Genomic DNA, 22,389 nt, shown 5'->3' on the forward strand with positions numbered 1-22,389 from the left:
CCCCTTTCTCATTCGTTTTCTTTTGTATTTGGGTATCGTTTCTCGTTTAGTTTCAGCAAATATTCAAAGCGATCGGTCTTTGCGCGGTTTTCATGTTCTTGTAAACGTCGCAAGTTGACCTCCATTTTTGTCAATGCTTCGTATACACGGGTCATTTGTGTTGTTTGTGTCTCTTCATCCAACTTTCGATATGCTTCCAATAAATGAGGGATATCTTCATCGATCATTCGTTTGATTTGATATCGGTCTTCTACCGAAAGAAGATGAAGAGATGGGGTCAGCGTGGTTATTTCTTCCAAAAGTTGCGCGAGCCGATTGGAAAGTGCTTGCGGGAGCTCGGAATTTTGCCTGTATAATTCTCTTATCGCTTTTTCATAGCTTGATTGTTCCAATTGATCTTCATTGTTTGCAGAGACTTCCTCTCTTGTCAACGGTGTACTTAGCCCTGCCGTAGGCGCATGACCTTCGAGTGCTGCGTCCAACTGGATGAATTTTTCCATAATTCCTTGAAAAAAAGGAGACTTTTGGATGCTTCGTACGTGTGATTTTCCGTTTTTCATGTAATAGACGAGGCCTTCTTTTAACGGTTTTTTCTGGGCTTTATACGTTTGTTGACGGACAAATGTGATCACCACGCGCTTTTTTATGGCAGACGGGGACAAATGGGTATCAAAACTCATCAATTTTAATCGTTTTTGGCTCACTTTCAATTTTAATTTGAAAGTGCGGCCATTTTTTTTAAACATTTGCGTTCCTTTTACCGGTCCCTTTTCGAGGACGTGCGTGATAATTTTATCAATAACTGCCTCGCTTTCTTTAATGAGGGAGAGGCCGTTAGGATCGGAAAAAATATGATCATCCACGGAACGCAGCCGTTCCGGCAGAAAAAATTCTTGCATCGATGTTGTGAGCCAATCTTTCACCACCATCATCACCTTTTGCTATTCAGGTAGTTTCTTTCGCACATCTTCGTTTAACTTCTCAAGCTCGGCAATAAATGCTTTGCCCGATTTCACAATGCGTTCATTGGACTGTTCGGTTATATCAATCGCCGCTTGCACGTCTTCGTACGCCTCTCGGAACGATTCAATTGCGACCGCGGGTTCTTCAAGGGTTTTTAATGTTTCTTCGGTGTTGCTGCGCAACGTTTTTGCGTTGCTTAAAATCATGTCTTCGGTCGCTTGATTGACATTTTGAACGGCATCAATGACATTCTTTTGATTGCCGAGGGCGAGTTGAATGGAAGCGGTCACGGTGATGACGTTTTTCGTCATTGTGATCGCGTTAAAAATGGCTTCCTCCAACTTTTCGTTGTTTTCTTTTATAAGATCGACGGAAGCGAGTGATTGTTGCAAGACCATGATCGCCTGGGACATGTTTTGGATGCGGGTGACGACTTTTTGCTGTCCTTTCTGCAAGGAGACGGGGTTATCGCGCCATTCTTCAGCCGTCATTTCCGCTTCCAGCATTTCATTTAATTGTTTGCCCGTTTCGATTTGTTGTTCAAGATTTTGAATGCGCTCGTTTGCGGTCTCGCGCAATTGATCGAGCATGAGGTTGTCGGCCTGCAATTTATCCTTGCCGGCGAGGAGGGACTCGATAATGTTTTCCACTTGTCCTTCGACCGTTTTATATTTTTTCGCATATTGCTCGACCGGATCTCTGCGAATCAACTTGTTTAATGTTTTTTGTAAGCGGCTTTCTTTTAAATGATCGGGTTCGAGGCTCGCCACTTTTTGGCGCAAGTCGTATAAACGATCCGGAAGTTCATTGTTTTTTTGTTCCAACATTTCCCCGACCGGCCGTTTTAATGCTTCCAACGATTCGCCGGCTTGCTTTTGTTCGTGTTCTCCCAGTCCGCCAAGCTCGTTCACCAGAGATGAGGCATCGTCGCTTTCTTTAAATTTTTCCATATAACCTTTAGCAGCTTCCTCTGCTTTTGACTGCGCTTCCTCAGGGAGCTGCGTTTCTATTTCTTCATTTTCCTGATTTTTTTCTTCGGACATGCATTGCTTCTCCCCTTTACGTGAAATATGCTACATCCATTGTATCATTTTAAGACGAATTCGTCGTTACATACTCGTTTCATTACGATCCAACGACCGTATCGGAAAAACTGGAGAAAAAAATTTCCGATAAAATTTTTTCTGTAGTGGCCTTCCATTAAGCGCTTTCAGATTCTTTTATAAAATAAAAAAATATTGCCGAAGGTTCAGACAAGTGATAAACTCTTCCTTACCCAAAAATGGATCAATGGGAAGAGGTGAAAGGATCATGCTGAATCAAGACGTAAAAAGCACCGGTCTCTATCGATCGGATTTTGAACGTGACAATTGCGGGATTGGCTTTCTCGCAAATATGAAAGGAACCCCTTCTTACACGATCGTCCGAAGTGCTTTAGATTTGTTGTGCAACTTGGAGCATCGCGGAGGGGCAGGTGCCGAAGAAAATTCCGGTGATGGGGCAGGGATCCTATTGCAAATTCCCCACGCGTTTTTTGGGGCGGAGACAGAAAAAGAAGGTTTTCCTCTCCCGAAAGTTGGGGAATACGGCATCGGCATGATGTTTTTGCCTACCGACAAAGAAAAACGAAACGTTTGTAAAACGATGCTCATGAACATATGCGCCGATGAAGACGCAGAGGTGCTTGGATTCAGAAGCGTCCCGGTGAATGAAGAAGGCATCGGTGATATCGCCCTTGGCGCCCGGCCGTTTATTGAGCAAGTGTTTATTCGGGCCACAGGTTTAAGCGATATCGATTTGGAAAGAAAACTGTACGTGCTCAGAAAGCGCGCGGAACGTGACGTGCCCGCGTGGCTTAGCGATGATGATCCTTTTTATTTTGCAAGTTTGTCAACGAAAACGATTGTTTATAAAGGCATGTTGACGACGGAACAGTTGGAAAGCTTCTACGTTGATTTGCAAAAAAAGACCTTCAAAAGCACGATGGCGCTCGTGCATTCCCGTTTTAGCACGAACACGTTTCCTAGTTGGGAGCGTGCTCATCCGAACCGTTATTTAATGCATAACGGGGAAATTAACACGATCAAGGGGAATGTGAACTGGATGCATGCGCGCGAATCGGTTTTTCGTTCCCGGGCGTTCGGAGACGACTTGGAAAAAGCAAAGCCGATCATCGATGGAAGCGGCAGTGATTCGTCCATGTTTGACAATGCATTTGAATTTCTGACGTTATCCGGACGTTCCATGGCGCATACAGCCATGACGATGATTCCCGAACCATGGCAAAATACGTATGGAATGAGTGAAGCGAAGCGCGCGTTTTATCAATTTCACAGTTGTTTAATGGAACCTTGGGATGGACCGACGGCCATTGTGTTTACCGATGGCAATCAAGTCGGCGCCAGTTTGGACCGTAATGGCTTGCGGCCGTCCAGATACATCGTGACGGAAGATGATATTGTCGTCATGTCTTCGGAAGTAGGAGTATTGCCGGTAGCGCCGGAGAAAATTGTTAAAAAAAGCCGCTTGTACCCAGGGCAAATGCTCATCGTCGATCCGGACGAAGGTCGTATTCTTCCGGATGAGGAAGTGAAAAACAACATTATCGACGAAGAACCATACAAACAGTGGGTAAAGGAGCAAATGCTCACCCTTGATGACATTAGTGAGCATGCCGCTAAAGCGTTGGAAGACGAGGAACCTCTCCTGTTGCAACAATCGGTGCATGGCTACACGGATGAAGAAATCACAAAACAATTGCTGCCGATGGTTAAAGACGGTGCGGATCCGGTTGGATCCATGGGATACGATCACCCACTCGCCGTATTGGCGGAAAAACCGCAGCTTTTATACAATTATTTCAAGCAACAGTTTGCCCAAGTGACCAATCCCCCGATCGATGTCATTCGGGAAGAAACGGTTACAGCCGTCGGAACGACGATTGGCCGTGAAGGGAATTTGTTGCATCCGGGACCGGAAAACGCGCGCCGAATCTATTTGGATACGCCCATTATAACCAATGAAGCGATGGCCAAATTACGCGCGTGCGATGAAAGAGGGCTTCGCGCAGCGACATTGTCGATGGTGTTTTCGGCAACGGATGAGGCTGAAGGCATCGACGCGGCATTGGAACAATTATTTGCCGAAGCAGATAAAGCCATCGAACGTGGCGTGACCCTCCTCGTTTTAAGCGACCGGACCTTTTCTTCGAAATGGGTGCCGATGCCGGCCTTGCTGGCAGTATCCGGTTTGCATCATCACCTCATTCGTAACGGGAAGCGTACGCAAGTAAGCCTTCTCGTAGAGTCCGGCGAACCGAGAGAAGTTCATCACCATTGTGCCTTGCTCGGATACGGGGCTGAGGCGATCAATCCATATCTCGTTTTCCAAACATTGGAGGAGTTGATCAAAAACGGTGAACTCTCGGATTATTCACACAATGAAGCGGTCCAACGTTACATTAAAACCGCAACCAAGGGAATCATGAAAGTTCTTTCGAAAATGGGGATTTCCACGATTCAAAGTTATCGGGGAGCGCAAATTTTTGAAGCGGTCGGAATCGATGAAGCAGTCATTGATCGTCATTTTACGTGGACGGAATCCCGGATAAGCGGAATTGACTTGCCGACGATTGCGAATGAATCATTTAAGCGCCATCAACGGGCATACGAGCTTCTTCACTTTGATGAACTGACCCTTGATACCGGTGATGATCATCAATGGCGCCGCAATGGGGAAGAGCACCAATACAATCCCCATACGATTCATATGTTACAGCAAGCGTGTCGCACCAATGATCAAGAAATGTTCAGAAACTACAGCCGTTCCATCGATGAACAAAATGATCGGCAAACGACACTGCGCGGGCTGCTACATTTAAAAAAAGATCGTGCTCCCGTTCCCCGTGAAGCTGTCGAATCCGTCGAAGAGATTTTTAAACGGTTCAAAACGGGTGCCATGTCTTTCGGATCCATTTCCAAAGAAGCCCATGAAACGTTGGCGATCGCCATGAACCGGATCGGTGGAAAATCCAACACCGGGGAAGGTGGGGAAGATTCCGACCGTTTTACAAGAGATGAGAATGGAGATCTTCGCCGCAGTGCGATCAAACAAGTTGCTTCGGGACGTTTTGGGGTAACGAGCCATTATTTGGTGAATGCCGATGAAATCCAAATCAAAATTGCGCAAGGGGCAAAGCCTGGGGAAGGCGGACAACTTCCCGGTGAGAAAGTGTATCCATGGGTTGCAAAGGTTCGCGGAACGACTGCCGGTGTTGGATTAATTTCACCACCTCCGCACCATGATATCTATTCGATTGAAGATTTGGCGCAATTAATTCATGACCTTAAGCATGCCAATCCACATGCCAACATTAGTGTAAAACTTGTCTCCGGAACCGGTGTGGGTACGATCGCCGCCGGTGTGGCAAAAGGACGTGCGGACGGGATCGTCATCAGCGGGTATGACGGTGGAACAGGCGCCGCCGCGCGCACCTCCATCAAACATACCGGCCTTCCGTGGGAAATCGGTTTGGCCGATGCTCATCAAACACTGGTGATGAATGGGTTAAGAAACCGTATTCGACTTGAGACCGACGGGAAATTGATGACAGGAAAAGATGTTATTTACGCCGCGCTTTTCGGTGCCGAGGAATATGCGTTTTCGACCGCACCGCTTGTCGTCGTCGGTTGTGTTATGATGCGCGTCTGTCATATGGATACTTGCCCGGTCGGGATCGCGACGCAAAACCCGGAACTGAGAAAAAAATTCGGAGGATCCGCGGACCAGGTCGTACGTTTTATGACGTTTATTGCCGAAGAAATGCGAGAAATTATGGCGACACTCGGTTTCACGAAACTAGATGACCTGATCGGACGTACGGATCTTTTGGAACAAAAAGAGACGATTACCCATCCGAAAGCCAAACAAGTGAACGTACAATCGCTTCTATACCGGCCAAAAGCCGACGATCAAGCTGCCCATGTAGGCAATGGAAAGCAAAAGCACCTGGTAGACGAATCGTTAGACCGGGAAGTATTGATGGATATGTGCCGTCCGGCGCTTGAAAACCGACAACCTGTGCGGGCTTCCTTGAACATTTGGAGCATTAATCGCGCGGTCGGCACGGTTCTCGGCAGTGCCATCTCCAAAAAATACGGTGCTGAAGGTTTACCGGAAGATACCATCGATCTGACCTTCTCCGGGTCAGCCGGCCAAAGTTTTGGCAGCTTTGTTCCGAAAGGAATGACGCTTCGATTGTGCGGAGATGCCAATGATTATATCGGCAAAGGGCTTTCCGGCGGCAAAATCACTGCAGCACCACACGCCGAGGCGCAGATCGATGCCGAAGACAATATTATTGTCGGAAATACCGCTTTTTACGGTGCAACGTCCGGCGAGGGCTATATATCGGGAATCGCGGGGGAACGTTTTGGCGTGCGAAACAGTGGTGCAAATATCGTCGTTGAAGGTGTAGGCGATCACGCCCTTGAATATATGACGGGCGGACGTGTCGTCGTCCTGGGTGCAACCGGGAAGAACTTTGCTGCCGGAATGTCAGGCGGAGAGTCATTTGTCTATAATCCGGATAACATTTTTGAGTACAATTGCAATCGGGAACTGGTGGAAATTGAACGTGTGGCAGATGACGATGCCGAAAAATTGTACGCGTTGATCCATCGGCATGTGAAGTATACGGATAGCGCGTTAGGTTCACGCATTTTGGCTGATTGGAGCGTCGCCATCACCCAATTTGTAAAAGTAATCCCGACCAACTACCGTAAAATGTTGCAGGCGATCGAAGCGTTGAAACGGGAAGGGCTATCCGAAGAAGAAGCAATCATGACTACGTTTGACAAAAACAAACAAAAACAACTCCATTAACAAAGCAAACAGGGGAGGGATAATATGGGAAACCCGACCGGATTTATGGATATTGAACGTAAGAATCCCCCGAAAAGGGATTCAAAAGAGAGAGTGAACGATTGGAACGAATATCAATTAACGCCCCCGGACGAGGAAGTGCAAGCGCAGGCGGCGCGCTGTATGGATTGCGGCATTCCCTTTTGCCAAGCGGGAACGAATATGACGGGTTCCGGTGAGATCGGCTGTCCGGTGTATAACCTTATTCCGGAATGGAATGACCTCGTTTATAAAGGTCATTGGAAAGAAGCACTTGCGCGTCTGCATAAAACGAATAATTTTCCGGAATTTACCGGGAGGGTATGTCCCGCTCCTTGCGAAGGCTCGTGTACGGTCGCCATTGACGCCGAACCGGTTACGATCAAATCAATCGAACTGCAGATTGTGGAAAAAGGTTTTCGCGAAGGATGGATCAAGGCGAAGCAACCGCTTCGCCGCACCGGCAAGAAAGTGGCGGTCATTGGTTCCGGGCCGGCTGGTTTGGCGGCAGCCGCCCAGCTAAACAGAGCCGGGCATGAAGTGGTTGTCTATGAAAAAGAAGATCGGATCGGCGGGTTGCTCACTTACGGCATTCCGGATGTAAAATTGCCATATGAAACCGTCATGCGGCGTGTTCAGTTGCTTGAGGAAGAAGGCGTGACATTTAAAACAGGCGTTGATATCGGGACAACGATTCGTTGGGATGAATTGCGCCAATCCGTTGATGGAGTGGTTCTCTGTACCGGCGCACAAGTACCGAGGGATGTTGAAGATGTCCCGGGGTATCACGCAAAAGGCATTGAATACGCCATGAATTTTCTGACGCAAAACACGAAAGCATTGCTGAATCACAATTTACGTAACAACGATTATATTTCAGCCAAAGATAAAGATGTCATTGTGATCGGAGGGGGCGATACCGGTGTGGACTGTATCACAACATCTGTCCGGCACGGCGCAAATTCGATCACGCAATTCGACATTAACACCGAAAAAGATGAAATGCGCGGAGAAGAAGATGCATGGCCGTTGTTTCCGATGACATACAAACAAGAAGAGGGGCAAAAAGAAGCCGAGGCCGTTTACGGCGAAGACCCACGCGCTTACCAATGGCTAACGACTGAATTTCTCACTGATGACACCGGGAATCTTACCGGTCTAAAAGCGGTCCAGGCAGATACCGTTTACGAAAATGGGAAAAAGGGGAGAAAACCGATCCCCGGAACCGAGCGGATTTGGGAAGCGGATCTCGTATTGCTCGCGATCGGTTTTACGGGACCCGAACGGGACCTTCTCGAACAAATGAGTGTAAACACGACAAAACATGGCACGGTAGACGCGGCGTACGGCGATTACGTGACAAGCCGAACCGATGTGTTCGCAGCCGGGGATAATCGTCGGGGCCAAAGCCTCGTCGTTTGGGCGATTCATGAAGGACGGGAAGCAGCAAGAGAGTGCGATCGTTATTTAACCGGATCGACCATTTTGCCTTAAGCACCGGAGTCTGGGTGGTGACGAATGCATTTGGTTTTTGTTGGTAGATAAATTGGGTGATTTCGCTATAAAAGCTTGGGGAAAACCAAGTTTTCTAAAAGAGCAGGGATGTTTTCGTCCTGCTCTTTTTCCGTGCACAGAAAAATCGTGAGACGTGGTCTAACGGTCTGAAATCAGTGTGATGGCCGAAGAAAGTGGATCGATGGGTGCTTTCTAACGATCTGAAATCAGGGTGCCCGAAGAAAGTAGATCGATAGGTGCTTTCTAACGATCTGAAATCAGGGTGCTGGCCGAAAACAGATCGATGGACGTACTGATTTTCGACCGATTGACACGGGGTTCGACCATTTTGTATGACTTGTCCCATAGTGCGGAGGCCAAACTGCCGCGGAGCCTGTACAATTATTTATAGAGAAAGAACTTTTGAAACGTTGCACTAGTCCCCGGCGTCAACATTTTTTACTCTTCTTTTGAAGGGCGTGACCGAGGGAAACCTATAAAGTGCGATGTTCATGATTGAAGACATGATGATCCCCACTAGCGTACTCATGACGCGTGTGATGTATTCGTAAAGCTCAGCACCGGCCATCGTCGGCAATATTGCAATGGCGGTAACGGAAGCGATCGCCCTGAACTTACCGATGTTCATGTAATAACAAAAAGCAAGGGTGATGATGGTTATAAACGTGTAAACGATTGGATGCGCACCGAGAGTGTAAAAGAGAAACAAAGCAAATCCGGCACCTATACAGGCAGAGAGCAAACGGGTCCATCCGTTGCGCACCGGACTTACCCCCCTGGGCTCCCAAGTGAGCACCGCCGCAACGACAGCAAAAAGGGGGGAAGCTGCAAATATAGGCAAAGGACAATGCTTAAACTGATGCTTAAGCTTGCTTTAAATAATCGTCCGCTCCAGGCCGCCGAATTCAAACGATAACCCCCAGACTAAAAATTTCACGTACCGTAATAATATACCTATATATATAATTTTCCAAAGTAAGGGGGAGATTATGCACGTAATCGAAATCGTTGCTGATTGCTTGCAAAATCTCTTAAGATAACAATAGGGGAACTTTAAAAGAAAGAGGTGCGAATCATGATTATTCAAGGAAAATATAAAACCGGGGTATATGTCGGAGAAAAAATTGAAGAAAAAGGAGATCGTACATTATTAAAAGTGTTGGCCGTGCTTAAACATCCATTGCAAGGAGATCTGCACCAAGGTTTTGATACGAATGTTCCTTTATTTCACGAGAGAAATGCGCTATCTCAATATGAAAAAACCTGGGTGCCTACGGTAACGGTACAAAAATACGATCAGGACATTCCCGACTATAAAGAGAGTTTGCGAACAGCTCTGGATGAAGAAATGAAAAAAATGAAAGCACGAAACGATGCATTTGGAAACGAAGCGCTTAAAAGTTTGGAAAAACTTGAAACAAGATATAAATTGGACCCGTAAGTCGTATCATAGGGGTAGGGAATATTTTGGGATCAACATCAGATTAGAAAACTTGGCTTTTCGCCAAACTTTTATGGCGAAAGCCTTCGCCCAGGGAAAAATATTTAGGGATTGCTGAACAACTTGCAGCTATCAGCTGAAGCCGGGATGCCGCTTCTATGGCTTCGCTTTCCGTGGACGAACGGTCAAGCCTCCTCGCCACAAAACGGCGCTTCGGTGTCTTGACGCGTCCGTTTTGATGTCTACGCCATTGCAGCGTCATCCCTCCGTACGTCGCCAGAAGTGCAAAGGTTTTTTTGCTTATAGGATGGATTTCCTTGCATCCAGCTTTGACAACACCAACGGAAAAATGCTTATGTACCAGTCTTTTTCCGTTATTCAGCAGTCCCTATGTAAGCAAGAAAAGGAGGGCGGTTTTTTCAACGAAATACCCATATGTCAATTGTCAACGACACAGGAATTCAATAAAGGGGAATCGCAGATGGATCACAAAATTGCACTTTTAGGTTTCGGTGGCGTTGCTCAAGGATTTTTGAATATTATCAAAGAAAAGAATGAGGCCTTGCAAACGCAGTATGGGCAATCAATTGAGATTGTATCGATTTCTGACGTTTCAAAAGGGGCTTTGCATCATGACAACGGTTTAGATCTGGATAAAGTTTTATCCAGCTTCCAAGAAGACGGTACCCTTCATCCGTATACGGATGAACCTGGATTGGAAAAGGGATGGGACGCCATTACCACGGTAAAAAAAACGAATGCAAAATGTCGTCGTGGAGCTCACTCCTACAGATATAGGAACCGGGCAGCCTGCCATTGATCATTGCAAAACGGCATTATCTGTCGGTAAGCATGTAGTCACGACGAATAAAGGGCCGGTAGTAAATGCCTATCGGGAATTGCAACAGTTAGCCGCAAGGAATCGTGTTGGTGTTTTTTTCGAAGGAACCGTTATGAGTGGGACCCCCGCCTTAAGAATGTCATCGGAAACATTAGTCGGCAACGACATACAGAAAATCCGCGGAATATTAAACGGAACGACAAACAGTATACTCACGGAAATGGAAACCGGCATTTGCTATGAAGATGCGCTTATCAATGCCCAATCGCAAGGCTACGCGGAAGCTGATCCAACTAATGATGTCGAAGGGCATGATGTTCAAGGCAAGGTCGTTATTCTTGCGAATGTTCTTATGGGAGGAAACGTGACAAGAGATGATATTGCCTGCCAAGGGATCGCGCATTTAACAAATGCAGATATTGCCGAGGCAAAGCACGAAGGGAAAACATGGAAACTTATCGGGGTCATCGAAAAAAACGGAGAACAGGTGGAAGGATATGTTCGCCCGGAAAAATTGGATGACACCGATCCCCTCGCGAATATTTCTGGACCGACGAATGCCATATGCTATCAATGTGATTTATTGGGAGAAGTAACCCTTATTGGTGCAGGTGCGGGAATCACTGAAACCGGATACGCAGTTCTTAGTGATATCCTAAGCATTGGCAGGAATTAAGTCTGATGTGTCGTGTGTGTAAAAGTGAACAATAAAGGGTAGAGGACTTTAGCATTCACTTTTTCAAAAGGTTGGTGGTTAATTGATGAAAGAACAAGCAATGTTTTTAGCAGGAGAATGGAAACATAAATCACAAGTGATCGAAGTGGATGATCCGGGCACCGGAGAAATTATCGCTACCGTTCCGAAAGGCACATCCAAAGATATGGAAAAAGCATTATCTACGGCTATTGAAGGAAAAAAGGTTGCTGCCAATCTTACGACGAAACAACGCATGGAGATTCTTGTGAACGCCGCGAAGTTGGTGGACGATAATGTGGAAGAAGCTGCCCAACTCATTGCCACAGAAGGAATTAAAACGATTAACGAGGCACGTTCGGAAGCGAGTCGTGCCGCTGAAACCCTCCGTTTGGCGGCAGAAGAGGCCAGGCGTTTGAGAGGGGAGACGATCAATTTTGACCAGGTATCCGGAAATGCCGATCGACACGGGTATACATTTCGTTTTCCATTAGGGATTATTGGCGCGATTACCCCGTTTAATGATCCTTTGAATCTTGTTGCTCATAAAATTGCTCCGGCGATCGCGGGTGGGAATGCCGTTATACTCAAGCCCGCAACACAAACGCCGCTATCTGCGTTATGGCTCACGGAAAAATTTCTCGAAGCCGGGTTGCCGGCGAAAGTGATGAGTACGATTACCGGGCGCGGTAGTGAAGTGACCCCTCCTATGCTTGAAAGCAGGGAAGTTCGGATGCTCACGTTTACCGGAGGATTGGAGGCCGGCGAAAAAATCGCAAAAAGTGCCGGCTTGAAAAAATTGAGCATGGAACTTGGCTCGAATTCGCCATTTCTCGTGTTTAAAGATGCCAATTTGGAAAAAGCGGCAGAAGCTGCTGTTGACGGAGCATACGGAGCAGGCGGACAAAATTGCTTGAGCGTGCAAAGAATTTTTGTCCATAAAGACGTTGAACAAAGCTTTACGGATAAATTCATACAAAAAGCAAAACAACTGGTCACTGGCGATAAAAAGCGTGAAGACACCGATATGGGACCTGTGATTTCCGAAAAAGAAGCAAAAAGCATCATGACAAACATTGAAAATGCAAAAGAACAAGGAGCGGAAGTGCTTCTTGGCGGCACACACAAAAATTCCTTCGTGTCCCCAACATTAGTAAGCAATGTTCCCAAAAGCTCAACGTTGTATGAAGATGAAATTTTTGGCCCTGTTGCTTCCCTTCATACGTTTTCCGATTATGATGAAGCTATCCGATCGGCGAATGAAGTCAATTTCGGCCTACAAGCAGGTGTTTTTACCAATCATTTGCAAACGGCTCACAAAGCTGCACACGACCTTCATGTCGGTGGGGTCATTATCAATGACAGCAGCGATTTCCGAGTGGATGCAATGCCCTTTGGCGGGGTTAAAGGATCCGGCATCAATCGGGAAGGCGTGCACAATGCAATCATGGATATGACGGAACCGCGAGTCGTGAGCTTCAAAATAGAAGGTCAATAACCCACGTCTAAAGACGCGGGCTTACAAAAGCCCTTATTGACTAGCCTAAGCCGTTATTGGCTACGTTGTTTGTGTCACGACACCCCGGGGTACCTGCTCTAGCTCCTTGCCCTGTCGTGTGTGATTAAAAGTTCCAATGGGTAGGAACAGTGTTGCACATGTAAAAAGCACTTACAACATTGGCGAGGAGCACCTCGATAAGAATAACAGGTTGGCGTTTTCACAGCTCTAAGCCGGCCACATCCTGTGAAGATGTGGCGGCTTCCGCGTTTGTCACATAATATGACGATTATAAGAGGGGGGAGATAAATGTTTTCGAAAGATGAATTTGTGACGAGGGTGAACAAAACAAAGCAGAAAATGCAAGAATACGGCGTAGAGGTCTTGATCCTCTCCAATCCTTCGAATATGTGTTATATCACGGGGTATGATGCCTGGAGTTTTTATGTTCATCAGGCCGTCATCGTTTTCATCGATGAAGAAGAACCGGTTTGGATTGGTCGGGAAATGGATGCGAAAGGTGCGAAAATAACCACTTGGTTAAGTGACTCTCACATTATCTCTTACCCTGATGAATTTGTGCAATCAACGATTAAACATCCGATGGATTTTGTTGCTCACGTATTAAATGATTTGGGACAACATACGAGAAAAATCGGTGTAGAGATGGATGCCTTTTACTATACGGCCATGTGCCACGATCGACTGCAATTCGGGTTGCCGGATGCCGAGTTTAAAAACGCGAGCTCTCTCGTGAATTGGGTACGGGTGCTCAAAAGCGACGCAGAAATCGAATATATGCGAAAAGCTGCATTCATCGTGGAAAATGCCATGCAAGCGGCCTACGATAAAGTAGATGTAGGCGTGCGGGAAAATGAAGTGGCAGCGGCAATTTATCATGCCCAAATCTACGGCAGCAAAGATTTTGGGGGGGATTATACTTCCATCGTTCCAATGTTGCCGTCAGGGAAATACACGGCAAGCCCACATTTGACCTGGACCGATCAAAAATATAAAGAAGGCGATTTTTTAACATTGGAAATCGCCGGTTGCTATCATCGATATCATACACCGATGGCCAGAACAATGGCGATCGGGAAAGCTCCGGATTTTGTCCGAGACGTCGGCAAGGTCGTTAATGAAGGGATTTCGGATACGCTTGCGCATATGAAACCGGGCATTACCGCTGAAGAAGTGGAAGAGATCTGGAGTAACTCCATTGCCAAACATGGCTACGTAAAAGCTTCCAGATTGGGTTACTCGATCGGATTGAGCTATCCTCCGGATTGGGGAGAGCACACGATAAGTTTCCGGAAAGGCGACCATTCCATCTTGGAACCTAATATGGCTTTTCATCTCATGCCGGGCATTTGGTTTGATGATTTCGGAATCGAGATTACAGAACCACTGTTAGTGACGGAGGATGGAATAGAGACGTTCACTTCCTTCAATCGTGAAATTTATGAAAAACCAATGGACTAGTCCTTTTTCTTTTTCTCCGGCACCGGGTCGTAACCGCCACGATGAAATGGGTGGCATTTGCTCACTCGTATGACGGTAAGCAAGATCCCCTTGAAAGCCCCTTGTTTTTCAATGGCTTCAACCGCATATTGCGAGCATGTCGGGTAAAAACGGCAACTTGGCGGTGTATAAGGAGAGATGTAGCGCCGGTACAATTCAATAGGGAAAATTAACACTTTACGTAGCATTCGTGCTCCTCAATTCATGTAAAAACTGTGTTTTCCAGCTGCATTAGAAAGAGCGACCATTTTCATTGGCCGCTCTTTTTTACTTCATCCAGTGTTTAACTAACGAAAAAAGTAGCTTTTGGTTGCAGGGTTTGATATAAAAGTTGCTGTTCTTCATCATTTAATCGGATCAATGGCAAACGCAGATTGCCGGATACAATGTTATGCATTTCCAATGCTGCTTTCACCGGTGCAGGGCTTGGAGCCATGAACATCGCTTTCATGACGGGCAATAATTCCCGGTGTTGTTTAGCCGCCATTTGAATATGCCCTTGCGAGAAGTTCTGTATCATTTGCAACATACTCTTTCCGACAATATGTGAAGCGACGGAAACAATTCCGCTGCTCCCGACGGACATAAGCGGCAATGTTAAACTGTCGTCTCCACCGTATAGTTTAAAACCGTCCTGGGCATTTTCAATAATGAAGGAAGCCGCGTCGGTGTCTCCGCTCGCTTCTTTGACGGCCTCGATGTTATCGATGTTGGATAAGCGGACGATCGTCTCCGGTGCTAAACTGACAGCGGTTCGGCCAGGTACATTATATAGCATGATCGGTAAATCCGTGCTAGCGGCAATGGTTTTAAAGTGTTGATACATCCCTTCTTGGGAAGGTTTGCTGTAATAAGGGGTAACGAGCATAATGCCATCGACGCCCGCCTGCTCAGCCGCTTGTGTAAGCGCGAGCGAAGCACGGGTATCACTCGTCCCTGTTCCGGCAATAACAGGGATTCTTCCGTTCACTACTTTTACCGTATGCTTAAATAAGGACAATTTTTCCTCTTTTGATAACGTCGGTGATTCCCCTGTCGTCCCTGCAACAACGAGTGACTCCGTTCCATTCGCAATAAGATGGTTAATCAACTTGGTGACGTCATGAAAATCAATCTCGCCGTTGTCATCAAAAGGAGTAACCATCGCTGTAACCAATCGTCCTACATTCATTTTTTACCACCCTCGTGTTGATATTTTTGGTTCTTGAGGGGCTTTACACAATTTTAGTTTATGTGCATTTGGCCAGAAAGTGTAGGCGTCCAACCAGAAAAAAATGGACATTCAACAAAAAACAGCAATGAGCGCTCTCATTGCTGCATGAACACTTCCTGTATAACCAGAAGCACTTCATGCGTGAGATAGCCCTCCATATAGCATTTGTGCTATATGACAGCCCTGCACCTGTTCAATGCAAGACCAGCCGAGAATGCGTGGAGTCATTCCTAGCTTCGGCAAATGCCCCTTTCCGTAAACGTACCAGGATTCCACATTCCCTGCGCATACGTACTGATGGTATCTGCTCCTCTACTCCCACTTCAGAAGAAGCTGGATGTATTTATATATTCATGATATCAAATTTTTTTTAGAAACACAACGGTTGATTTACACTTTTTGCAGATGAAATGTAATTTTTGACCGTCATTAATTTCCGGATGTTAAACGTCCACAATCGGTTACCCTAAACAGTAAGAAAGGAGGATGGTCTTTATGAAAAAAGCCCTCGCCTTGGCGATGATGGCAATATTCGTAATCAGCGGTTGTGTCCAAACGCAACAGGACATGGGGCATACCAGGAACGATGACGATCCCGAACGTGAGCTTGGCATTAATTTGCAAGATCATCTCGGTCCTGCCTCCGATTTGTTGGTGCCTGATGACGGCCCAGGGAATTTAACAAAAGAAGGAACGCAGAATAGCGATAGCCAACGGGATTACGGTTGGCATGAAAACCGTACCAACGCTGTAAAAATTGGCCGAGTGAACGATCACCCGCGTTTAAATAATGACGCTGAAAGTCTTCATGACCAAGTACAGGAAATTAATCAACAATACGAAGGAGAACAAGAAGACCTTACCATCGTTAAAGAAAAAATTGAAATGCTTGAACCAGTATCCAATGCTTATGTCGTTTCGCACGACGGCCGTTTATATATAGGGATCGAAGGCGCTTCGGTAGATGATGAACAATTGGGACGGGCAATCTCTTCCCTAGTCAATGAAGAAGATGTTGTATGGCATACGGATCGCAGAGCCGTGAACCGTATTCGTGCGGCGGAGAAAACAATGGATCCCAATAGTGGATTCGGCGCTCATGGCTGGCTCGAGGACGTCGAGTACGAATTACAAAAATTGGGGGACGATTGGACGCATTAAACCACGCGCAAAGCATTTTCTTCCATATTAATTTTTATCGGCGTTTCCCCGATAATTTCACCGTCCCCATGCACAATCATGGTTGACGAGGAGGAAATTTCAATTTGCTTTCCGGTAAGCATTTTGATGGATGGATGGCTTACATGTTTTCCCTTAAATACACCGGGGAATGTTCGGATAAATTGGAGCTTCGACATTCCATGAACAACACAGAGCTCGAAATAGCCATCGTTCCCTTTTGCGTTCGGACAAATGGCCATTCCACCTGCGTAATAGGGGAAATTTGCAACGGCAACCAGCCATACATCCATCATTTCCTCCGTTTTATCATCGATTTTTATCGATATGTTGGCCGGCTTATAATCGAACAAAACTTTAAAAACACTGATGATGTAAGACATTTTCCCCGGACGAAAAAACTTCATCCACTTTTTTGTTTTAGAAGCGTTTACGGTTTGGGCTACTTGTCCGTCAAAACCGATTCCGATAACAGTAGCACAGCTTTTATCTCCGATTCGTCCAACATCAACGGTACGTTCATTTCCTGCCAATATCGATTCGAATGCTTCCGCTGCATTCATGGGAATGTTCAATGCTCTGGCAAAATCATTCCCCGACCCGGCGGCGATGATCCCCATAGGGATATTCGATTTTATCAATCCGTTGATGACTTCATGTATGGTTCCATCTCCGCCAATGACAATGATAACCCCGTTGTTAATTTTTTTGCTGATCTCTGTCGCATGCGAAGGATAGTTTGTAAAAAAAACCTGATAATTCAACTGTGTAACAGCAAGAATTTTTTCAACGTCCTTCCAAATCGACAAGCCTTTCCCATTTCCCGAAACCTTATTGACAATAAAATGATACAAAACACTCGCCCCTTTCTTATCTGCATAAGTGCGACTAAGGCATTCGCCATAAAAGCTCGGCGAAAAGCCAAGTTTTCTAAGACTCACGGTTCAAACGGGGAGCTCTATCATTATTCTTAGAGGGGCTTCCAACCCGCTGTCCCTCTTTTTCAGCAAGCTCTTTAATTTGGTCCATCACCAATTGCGCCAATGCATGATTGTCGGTGTTTGGAAAATGACCCGGTTCGATAGGTTTTCCAATCACAAGGGTGATCGGGGTTTGCCATAATGTTTTGTTTCCCCAAACAATCGCAACAGGCAATATCGGTACAGAAGATTTCCGGCTTAAAAACGCCACCCCTTTTTTGGGACGCACCGTTTCGCCTATTTTGCACCTTTTTCCTTCAGGAAATATTCCAAACCATTCCCCGCGCCTAATAACATTTAAGGAATGGCGTACTGGCCGAATGACGATCCCGCTTTTACGGTCAACAGGGATGGCATGAAGCCGGCGTAAAAACCAATTGGTAAACGGATGATTAAACAATTCATTTTTTGCCAAAAAATGAATCGGCCGCTTAAACATTCCGGAGAGAATAATCGGGTCGACATTGCTATGGTGATTGGCGGCAATGATGAAGGAACCGTCGGGGATATGTTCTCGCCCGATCATGTTTATTTTATAGAAACAATGTAAAACCATTATTCCGATCGGTTTAAACAACCAATAAACCATGAATCAACACTCCGTTTACAGACTTCTTTCTTTATTGTGCCTGAAATCCTGCTTAAAAATACCGGGAAAGCGTATACCAACTTCCTGTGTGGTTAAAATAGGAATGGTATTTCTTCCAAACTTTTTAAACGCATTTACGATCGATCAAGGAGGATTCATGCATGAAAAACTTTACGGTAGCCGGAAAGGCGGAAAGTCCATTTTTATCATGGTTAACCGAAGGGATGATCAACGAATTCGAATTGGCCGGTTATCGTTATCATGATGAACCTGTGGATTCCATCCACTTGGTCTTCAACCTCATTGATCCTAAAAACCCCCGTCATTACCGCAGAAACTCCCAATCCACGTTTGTTGTTTCCGTGGTGGAGAATGATGAGGAGTCGGAGAATGTTTTTAAATCCGCTTACCCTTATTTGGTTCGATCCCTCGCCAATCACTTGATTTACATTTCTCATCAAGCTGAGGACACAACCCTCTATTTTCTTACGCCAGAACAAGGTTTCTATAGCAAGTCTTATCACAGAGAAGAAGATACAGCTCTTTTTTTCCGACACATATTCGAAAGGCTGGAACCGTTAGCTTCGTCACAACTCGTCATTGATAACAATTTTTACGAAGATTTGTTTGACGGGTTGGCAGAAGGAAATGAAGTGACGGAAAAAATGGCTTTGGGCGGAAAAAAATTGGACGACATGAATCTATTGCCTACGCCTTTCCCAATTGAGGAATATTTGTCTTCGAGGGACATGCGTCATTTGAAAAAATTGTATGGCATTGGCGGATTGAGCTACGGAAATCTAAGCAGCCGTGAAAATAATGATCATTTTTGGATGAGCGCGAGCGGGATTGATAAATCGAACATGAAAACGGTGGGAAGGGATATGCTTTATATCACCGGGTATGATTCGGAAAAAAATGCGATGAACATCAGCATCCCTCCGGAAACAACGCCTAAAAGAGCATCTGTGGATGCGATTGAGCATTGGATGATTTACAAAGAACACCCGGATGTAGGAGCTATCGTACATATCCATGCCTGGATGGACGGTGTCGAACCGACACCTGTGAATTATCCTTGCGGAACGATCCAACTTGCAGAAACAGTGGCAGGTTTAGTGCGGGAATCCGCTGATCCTTCCAGGGCGGTGATTGGCCTTAAAAATCATGGACTAACGATTACGGGGACGGATTTGGATGATATTTTTCATCGCATAGAAGGCCGTATCATCCCCCGTGTGCCGATGTCTTAAGAAAAGGTTGCCTGTCCAACGGAGGGGGGTTACATGAAATTGAGCCTCATCGAAGTCGTTATTGAAGCGTTAATGTGGATGTTTGAATTTGAATATGAAGAAATGCTGGAACAGAGCCAAATACATCAAAAACAAATCAAATAAATGAGGGGTCAACACTAAAATCAATGGTTGGTATTCGTGATTAAATATGGTAACACCACTAGCGAGCGAAGGAAAAACACGTAGACTCCTGTGGGAAAGCGCAGGGCGAAGACCCCGCAGGAAAAAAGCGAACGTCTTTTTTTCCGAGGAGGCTGAGCTCGGGGCCCACGGAAAGCGTAGGGTTTTTCCATAGCGGTCACTACCAATCATAATTGCCCCTAGTTTGTCAGCCATAGATTTTGGTGAAGAGCCTAAATGAGGAGTAGAAAATATATGGATGGGATGAATCCGATTGCCGTCGAATGGGGACCGATCCAAATTCATTGGTATGGGATTATTATTGTAGCTAGCGCTCTGCTCGGATTATATTTCGCAGTCCGGGAGAGCCAACGCCATGGTCTTCCGAAAGACACTTTTGTCGATCTTCTGCTGATCGGCTTTCCTGTATCCGTCTTTTTTGCCAGAGCCTATTATGTTTTTTTCAATTGGGAACGTTATGCGGACAATCCTTTAAGGATATTCGCTATTTGGGAAGGCGGACTGGCCATGCACGGGGTACTAATCGGGGCAGTACTAACCCTTGTTGTTTTTGCGTATGTCCGTAGATATTCCTTCTGGCAACTCGCAGACATTATGGCACCCAGTTTAATATTGGCGCAGGCGATCGGCCGCTGGGGGAATTTCATCAACCAGGAAGCCTATGGAGGACCCGTTTCGCGGACGTTTCTGGAAGGGTTGCATTTACCCGATTTTATCATGAATCAAATGTACATAAATGGCACTTATTATCACCCAACGTTTTTGTATGAATCCCTGTGGAATTTCACGGGATTTATTGGGCTAATGTTGCTGCGGCGGGTAAATTTACGCAGAGGAGAATTATTTTTAATCTATCTTCTTTATTATTCGATCGGACGTTTCTTTATTGAAGCTTTAAGAACGGACAGTTTAATGCTTACGGAGCATTTGCAGATGGCCCAAGTCGCTTCTTTGTTCCTTATCCTATTTGCGGTGGCCGTAATGGTTTACCGACGGAAAAATGGACATGCCGATGTTCGTTATCTGGATGATGGAAACGGAACGACAAACACTATAAAACGTTCATAAGTTAAAATTCGGCCACAACCTGAGGTGGCCGACAAGGAAGGAAATCAAGACACTACCCCAAAATCATCTACTTTCGCTTGATGGGTATATTCCATCGTCCGTAAATATTCCGTAAGGTTTTCTGTGTAACTGCGTGTGAGATCACAGGCTTCTGCGTTGCCATCCGCACATTCACTGATGTTTTTGTCGACTGCGTTCATTTCCAACAGGGAACCTAAGGTAACATCCCTGAGATCATAAAACTCGGGTGGGGTTGGCTTTTCCGTGATTTCATCGACTAAATCGGATAAACGTCCTACGGACGCTTGTGTTTCTGATTCATCAAGCTCGTCAACATACGTGTAAAGACTGTGAAGTTCTTCATGGAAATGTTCCAAAAAAGCACTGTAATGATCACTGTATCCTTTTATTTCATCATAATTGCTTGTCGCGTTATGCAAATCTCTTCGATATAAGTCGTTAGGTTCAATGCCGGGGTTTGTCACATATTCCATTCTGGCGAGGTCGTCGTCCAGATCATCCGCATTCTCACTTCCGCAACCCGAAATGGCAAGCATGAGCAAAAGGATGACAAATGATCCTTTCATGAAGCGCATGTTTTTCATCCCCTTTCCTGTTGAAGCTTCATCATTTAGTATGGGGTCAAATGAAAGCATCTATGCATGAAAGAATCAGGATGAGGCCACCCTGATTGATGGGGGGAGGTCATTTTTTAAGAAAACTTATCGCGAAATATCTTTAATCCAATGTGATTTTCGCTTATAATGGTGTGGAATACACGTCTGGGGGGCGCAGGGACACCATGCAGTCAGAAAAAATTTCCGTACCACTTACAGATGAACTATTCAGTGAAATCAGGCACTTATCCGAAAACGAACAGAATCAATTTTTCCACCAGTTGGTTAAACGGTATATTGAGCGAAGAAAGAAGGAACACCTCCGCGCTGAATTAAAGGAAGGGTATATGGAGATGGCAGAATTAAATCTGTCGATCGCCGAAAGCTTCGTTTATGCAGAATCGGAAGCGCTCTTCAAATCGGAATCCAACAAGCATGGGATTCAATATAACAAGGAGGTGAATGGATGACGTGAATAATTCGAACCAGTCTCAACATCCAACTGCAAAGAAAAGCGTCAAACGAGGGGATGTTTTCTTTGCAGATTTATCTCCGGTTGTCGGTTCGGAACAAGGCGGTGTTCGGCCGGTCCTTATTATTCAAAACGATATTGGGAACCGCTTTAGCCCCACCGTCATTGTAGCCGCGATTACCGCACAAATTAAAAAGGCGAAATTGCCAACGCACGTGGAAATCGACGCCGAAGCACACCGCTTTGACCGTGACAGTGTCGTACTTCTGGAACAAATCCGTACGATAGATAAACAACGCCTTACGGATAAAATTACGCACTTAGACGATGAGATGATGAAAAAGGTGAAACAAGCATTGGAAATCAGCATCGGTCTCAGTGATCTATAGATGTAAGTGGAAAAACACCAAGAAAAAACGGACGTAAATTTGAAATGCTTATTGAACCATCCGTACATAATA

21 protein-coding genes and 1 riboswitch are annotated in these 22,389 nt (G+C 45.7%); of the genes, 12 read left to right on the forward strand and 9 right to left on the reverse strand.

The window, feature by feature from the left end:
• Positions 1-8: 8 nt before the first annotated feature.
• Both HUG20_RS08675 and HUG20_RS08680 read right to left on the reverse strand, forming a co-directional pair.
• Complete coding sequence (locus HUG20_RS08675) at positions 9-923, reverse strand: hypothetical protein (RefSeq protein ID WP_200090127.1); 915 nt, start codon at positions 921-923, stop codon at positions 9-11.
• An 18-nt stretch (positions 924-941) separates the two neighbouring features.
• The gene (locus HUG20_RS08680; RefSeq protein ID WP_200090128.1) at positions 942-2,006 is read right to left on the reverse strand and encodes a toxic anion resistance protein; all 1,065 of its coding nucleotides are present in this window, start codon (positions 2,004-2,006) and stop codon (positions 942-944) included.
• 268 nt (positions 2,007-2,274) lie between these two features.
• Between HUG20_RS08680 and gltB the strand changes: the two genes are divergently transcribed.
• Positions 2,275-6,846 (forward strand): glutamate synthase large subunit, encoded by a 4,572-nt coding sequence (gltB, locus tag HUG20_RS08685; protein ID WP_200090129.1) that lies wholly within the window; start codon positions 2,275-2,277, stop codon positions 6,844-6,846.
• 24 nt (positions 6,847-6,870) lie between these two features.
• On the forward strand, positions 6,871-8,358 hold the full coding sequence (locus HUG20_RS08690; protein ID WP_200090130.1) for a glutamate synthase subunit beta: 1,488 nt from the start codon (positions 6,871-6,873) through the stop codon (positions 8,356-8,358).
• 436 nt (positions 8,359-8,794) lie between these two features.
• Here the strand turns inward: HUG20_RS08690 and HUG20_RS08695 are convergent, their stop codons facing one another.
• On the reverse strand, positions 8,795-9,142 hold the full coding sequence (locus HUG20_RS08695) for an aromatic acid exporter family protein (RefSeq protein WP_246476589.1): 348 nt from the start codon (positions 9,140-9,142) through the stop codon (positions 8,795-8,797).
• A gap of 312 nt (positions 9,143-9,454) precedes the next feature.
• Here HUG20_RS08695 and kapB point away from each other — a divergent pair, with 312 nt between their 5' ends.
• Positions 9,455-9,820, forward strand: a complete 366-nt coding sequence (gene kapB, locus HUG20_RS08700) for a kinase-associated lipoprotein KapB (protein WP_200090132.1) — start codon at positions 9,455-9,457, stop codon at positions 9,818-9,820.
• 43 nt (positions 9,821-9,863) lie between these two features.
• On the opposite strand, the gene HUG20_RS08705 is transcribed toward kapB, so the two are convergent.
• Complete coding sequence (locus HUG20_RS08705) at positions 9,864-10,082, reverse strand: hypothetical protein (RefSeq protein ID WP_200090133.1); 219 nt, start codon at positions 10,080-10,082, stop codon at positions 9,864-9,866.
• A 219-nt stretch (positions 10,083-10,301) separates the two neighbouring features.
• On the opposite strand from HUG20_RS08705, the gene HUG20_RS19775 reads away from it, so the two are divergent.
• From HUG20_RS19775 to HUG20_RS08720, 4 genes are all read left to right on the forward strand, one after another.
• Positions 10,302-10,640 (forward strand): hypothetical protein, encoded by a 339-nt coding sequence (locus HUG20_RS19775; RefSeq protein ID WP_343073204.1) that lies wholly within the window; start codon positions 10,302-10,304, stop codon positions 10,638-10,640.
• A complete protein-coding gene (locus tag HUG20_RS08710) occupies positions 10,579-11,337 on the forward strand; it encodes a homoserine dehydrogenase (protein WP_343073205.1) in 759 nt (252 codons plus the stop codon). The genes HUG20_RS19775 and HUG20_RS08710 overlap by 62 nt, the downstream gene beginning before the upstream one ends.
• Positions 11,338-11,422: 85 nt before the next feature.
• Positions 11,423-12,853, forward strand: coding sequence for an aldehyde dehydrogenase family protein (locus HUG20_RS08715; protein WP_246476590.1), 1,431 nt, complete (start codon positions 11,423-11,425; stop codon positions 12,851-12,853).
• 309 nt (positions 12,854-13,162) lie between these two features.
• Positions 13,163-14,335, forward strand: coding sequence for a M24 family metallopeptidase (locus HUG20_RS08720; protein WP_200090134.1), 1,173 nt, complete (start codon positions 13,163-13,165; stop codon positions 14,333-14,335).
• Here the strand turns inward: HUG20_RS08720 and yidD are convergent.
• Together yidD and dapA are read right to left on the reverse strand one after the other, a co-directional pair.
• Positions 14,332-14,562 carry a membrane protein insertion efficiency factor YidD gene (gene yidD, locus HUG20_RS08725; RefSeq protein WP_200090135.1) on the reverse strand — a complete coding sequence of 77 codons (231 nt, stop codon included), beginning with the start codon at positions 14,560-14,562 and terminating at the stop codon, positions 14,332-14,334. The genes HUG20_RS08720 and yidD overlap by 4 nt on opposite strands.
• Before the next feature lie 95 nt (positions 14,563-14,657).
• A complete protein-coding gene (dapA, locus tag HUG20_RS08730) occupies positions 14,658-15,545 on the reverse strand; it encodes a 4-hydroxy-tetrahydrodipicolinate synthase (RefSeq protein ID WP_200090136.1) in 888 nt (295 codons plus the stop codon).
• A gap of 181 nt (positions 15,546-15,726) precedes the next feature.
• A riboswitch (Lysine riboswitch) is annotated at positions 15,727-15,910 on the reverse strand.
• A 172-nt stretch (positions 15,911-16,082) separates the two neighbouring features.
• On the opposite strand from dapA, the gene HUG20_RS08735 reads away from it, so the two are divergent.
• Positions 16,083-16,748 (forward strand): YhcN/YlaJ family sporulation lipoprotein, encoded by a 666-nt coding sequence (locus HUG20_RS08735; protein WP_200090137.1) that lies wholly within the window; start codon positions 16,083-16,085, stop codon positions 16,746-16,748.
• Here the strand turns inward: HUG20_RS08735 and HUG20_RS08740 are convergent.
• Positions 16,745-17,620 carry a diacylglycerol/lipid kinase family protein gene (locus tag HUG20_RS08740; RefSeq protein ID WP_200090138.1) on the reverse strand — a complete coding sequence of 292 codons (876 nt, stop codon included), beginning with the start codon at positions 17,618-17,620 and terminating at the stop codon, positions 16,745-16,747. The two genes, HUG20_RS08735 and HUG20_RS08740, sit on opposite strands and share 4 nt — an antisense overlap.
• Positions 17,621-17,696: 76 nt before the next feature.
• Complete coding sequence (locus HUG20_RS08745; RefSeq protein WP_200090139.1) at positions 17,697-18,335, reverse strand: lysophospholipid acyltransferase family protein; 639 nt, start codon at positions 18,333-18,335, stop codon at positions 17,697-17,699.
• Positions 18,336-18,496: 161 nt separating this feature from the next.
• Here HUG20_RS08745 and HUG20_RS08750 point away from each other — a divergent pair, with 161 nt between their 5' ends.
• Both HUG20_RS08750 and lgt read left to right on the forward strand, forming a co-directional pair.
• Positions 18,497-19,588, forward strand: a complete 1,092-nt coding sequence (locus tag HUG20_RS08750) for a class II aldolase/adducin family protein (RefSeq protein ID WP_200090140.1) — start codon at positions 18,497-18,499, stop codon at positions 19,586-19,588.
• 417 nt (positions 19,589-20,005) lie between these two features.
• The gene (gene lgt / locus HUG20_RS08755; RefSeq protein ID WP_200090141.1) at positions 20,006-20,839 is read left to right on the forward strand and encodes a prolipoprotein diacylglyceryl transferase; all 834 of its coding nucleotides are present in this window, start codon (positions 20,006-20,008) and stop codon (positions 20,837-20,839) included.
• Positions 20,840-20,883: 44 nt separating this feature from the next.
• On the opposite strand, the gene HUG20_RS08760 is transcribed toward lgt, so the two are convergent.
• Entirely contained in the window at positions 20,884-21,435 is a 552-nt protein-coding gene (locus HUG20_RS08760) for a hypothetical protein (protein WP_200090142.1), read from the reverse strand.
• A 206-nt stretch (positions 21,436-21,641) separates the two neighbouring features.
• Here HUG20_RS08760 and HUG20_RS08765 point away from each other — a divergent pair, with 206 nt between their 5' ends.
• Positions 21,642-21,926 carry an antitoxin gene (locus HUG20_RS08765; RefSeq protein WP_200090143.1) on the forward strand — a complete coding sequence of 95 codons (285 nt, stop codon included), beginning with the start codon at positions 21,642-21,644 and terminating at the stop codon, positions 21,924-21,926.
• Position 21,927: 1 nt separating this feature from the next.
• The gene (locus HUG20_RS08770; protein ID WP_246476592.1) at positions 21,928-22,317 is read left to right on the forward strand and encodes a type II toxin-antitoxin system PemK/MazF family toxin; all 390 of its coding nucleotides are present in this window, start codon (positions 21,928-21,930) and stop codon (positions 22,315-22,317) included.
• Positions 22,318-22,389 lie beyond the last annotated feature (72 nt).

Origin of the sequence: Salicibibacter cibi, assembly GCF_016495865.1 — a bacterium.
Taxonomy (GTDB): Bacteria; Bacillota; Bacilli; order Bacillales; family Marinococcaceae; genus Salicibibacter; species Salicibibacter cibi.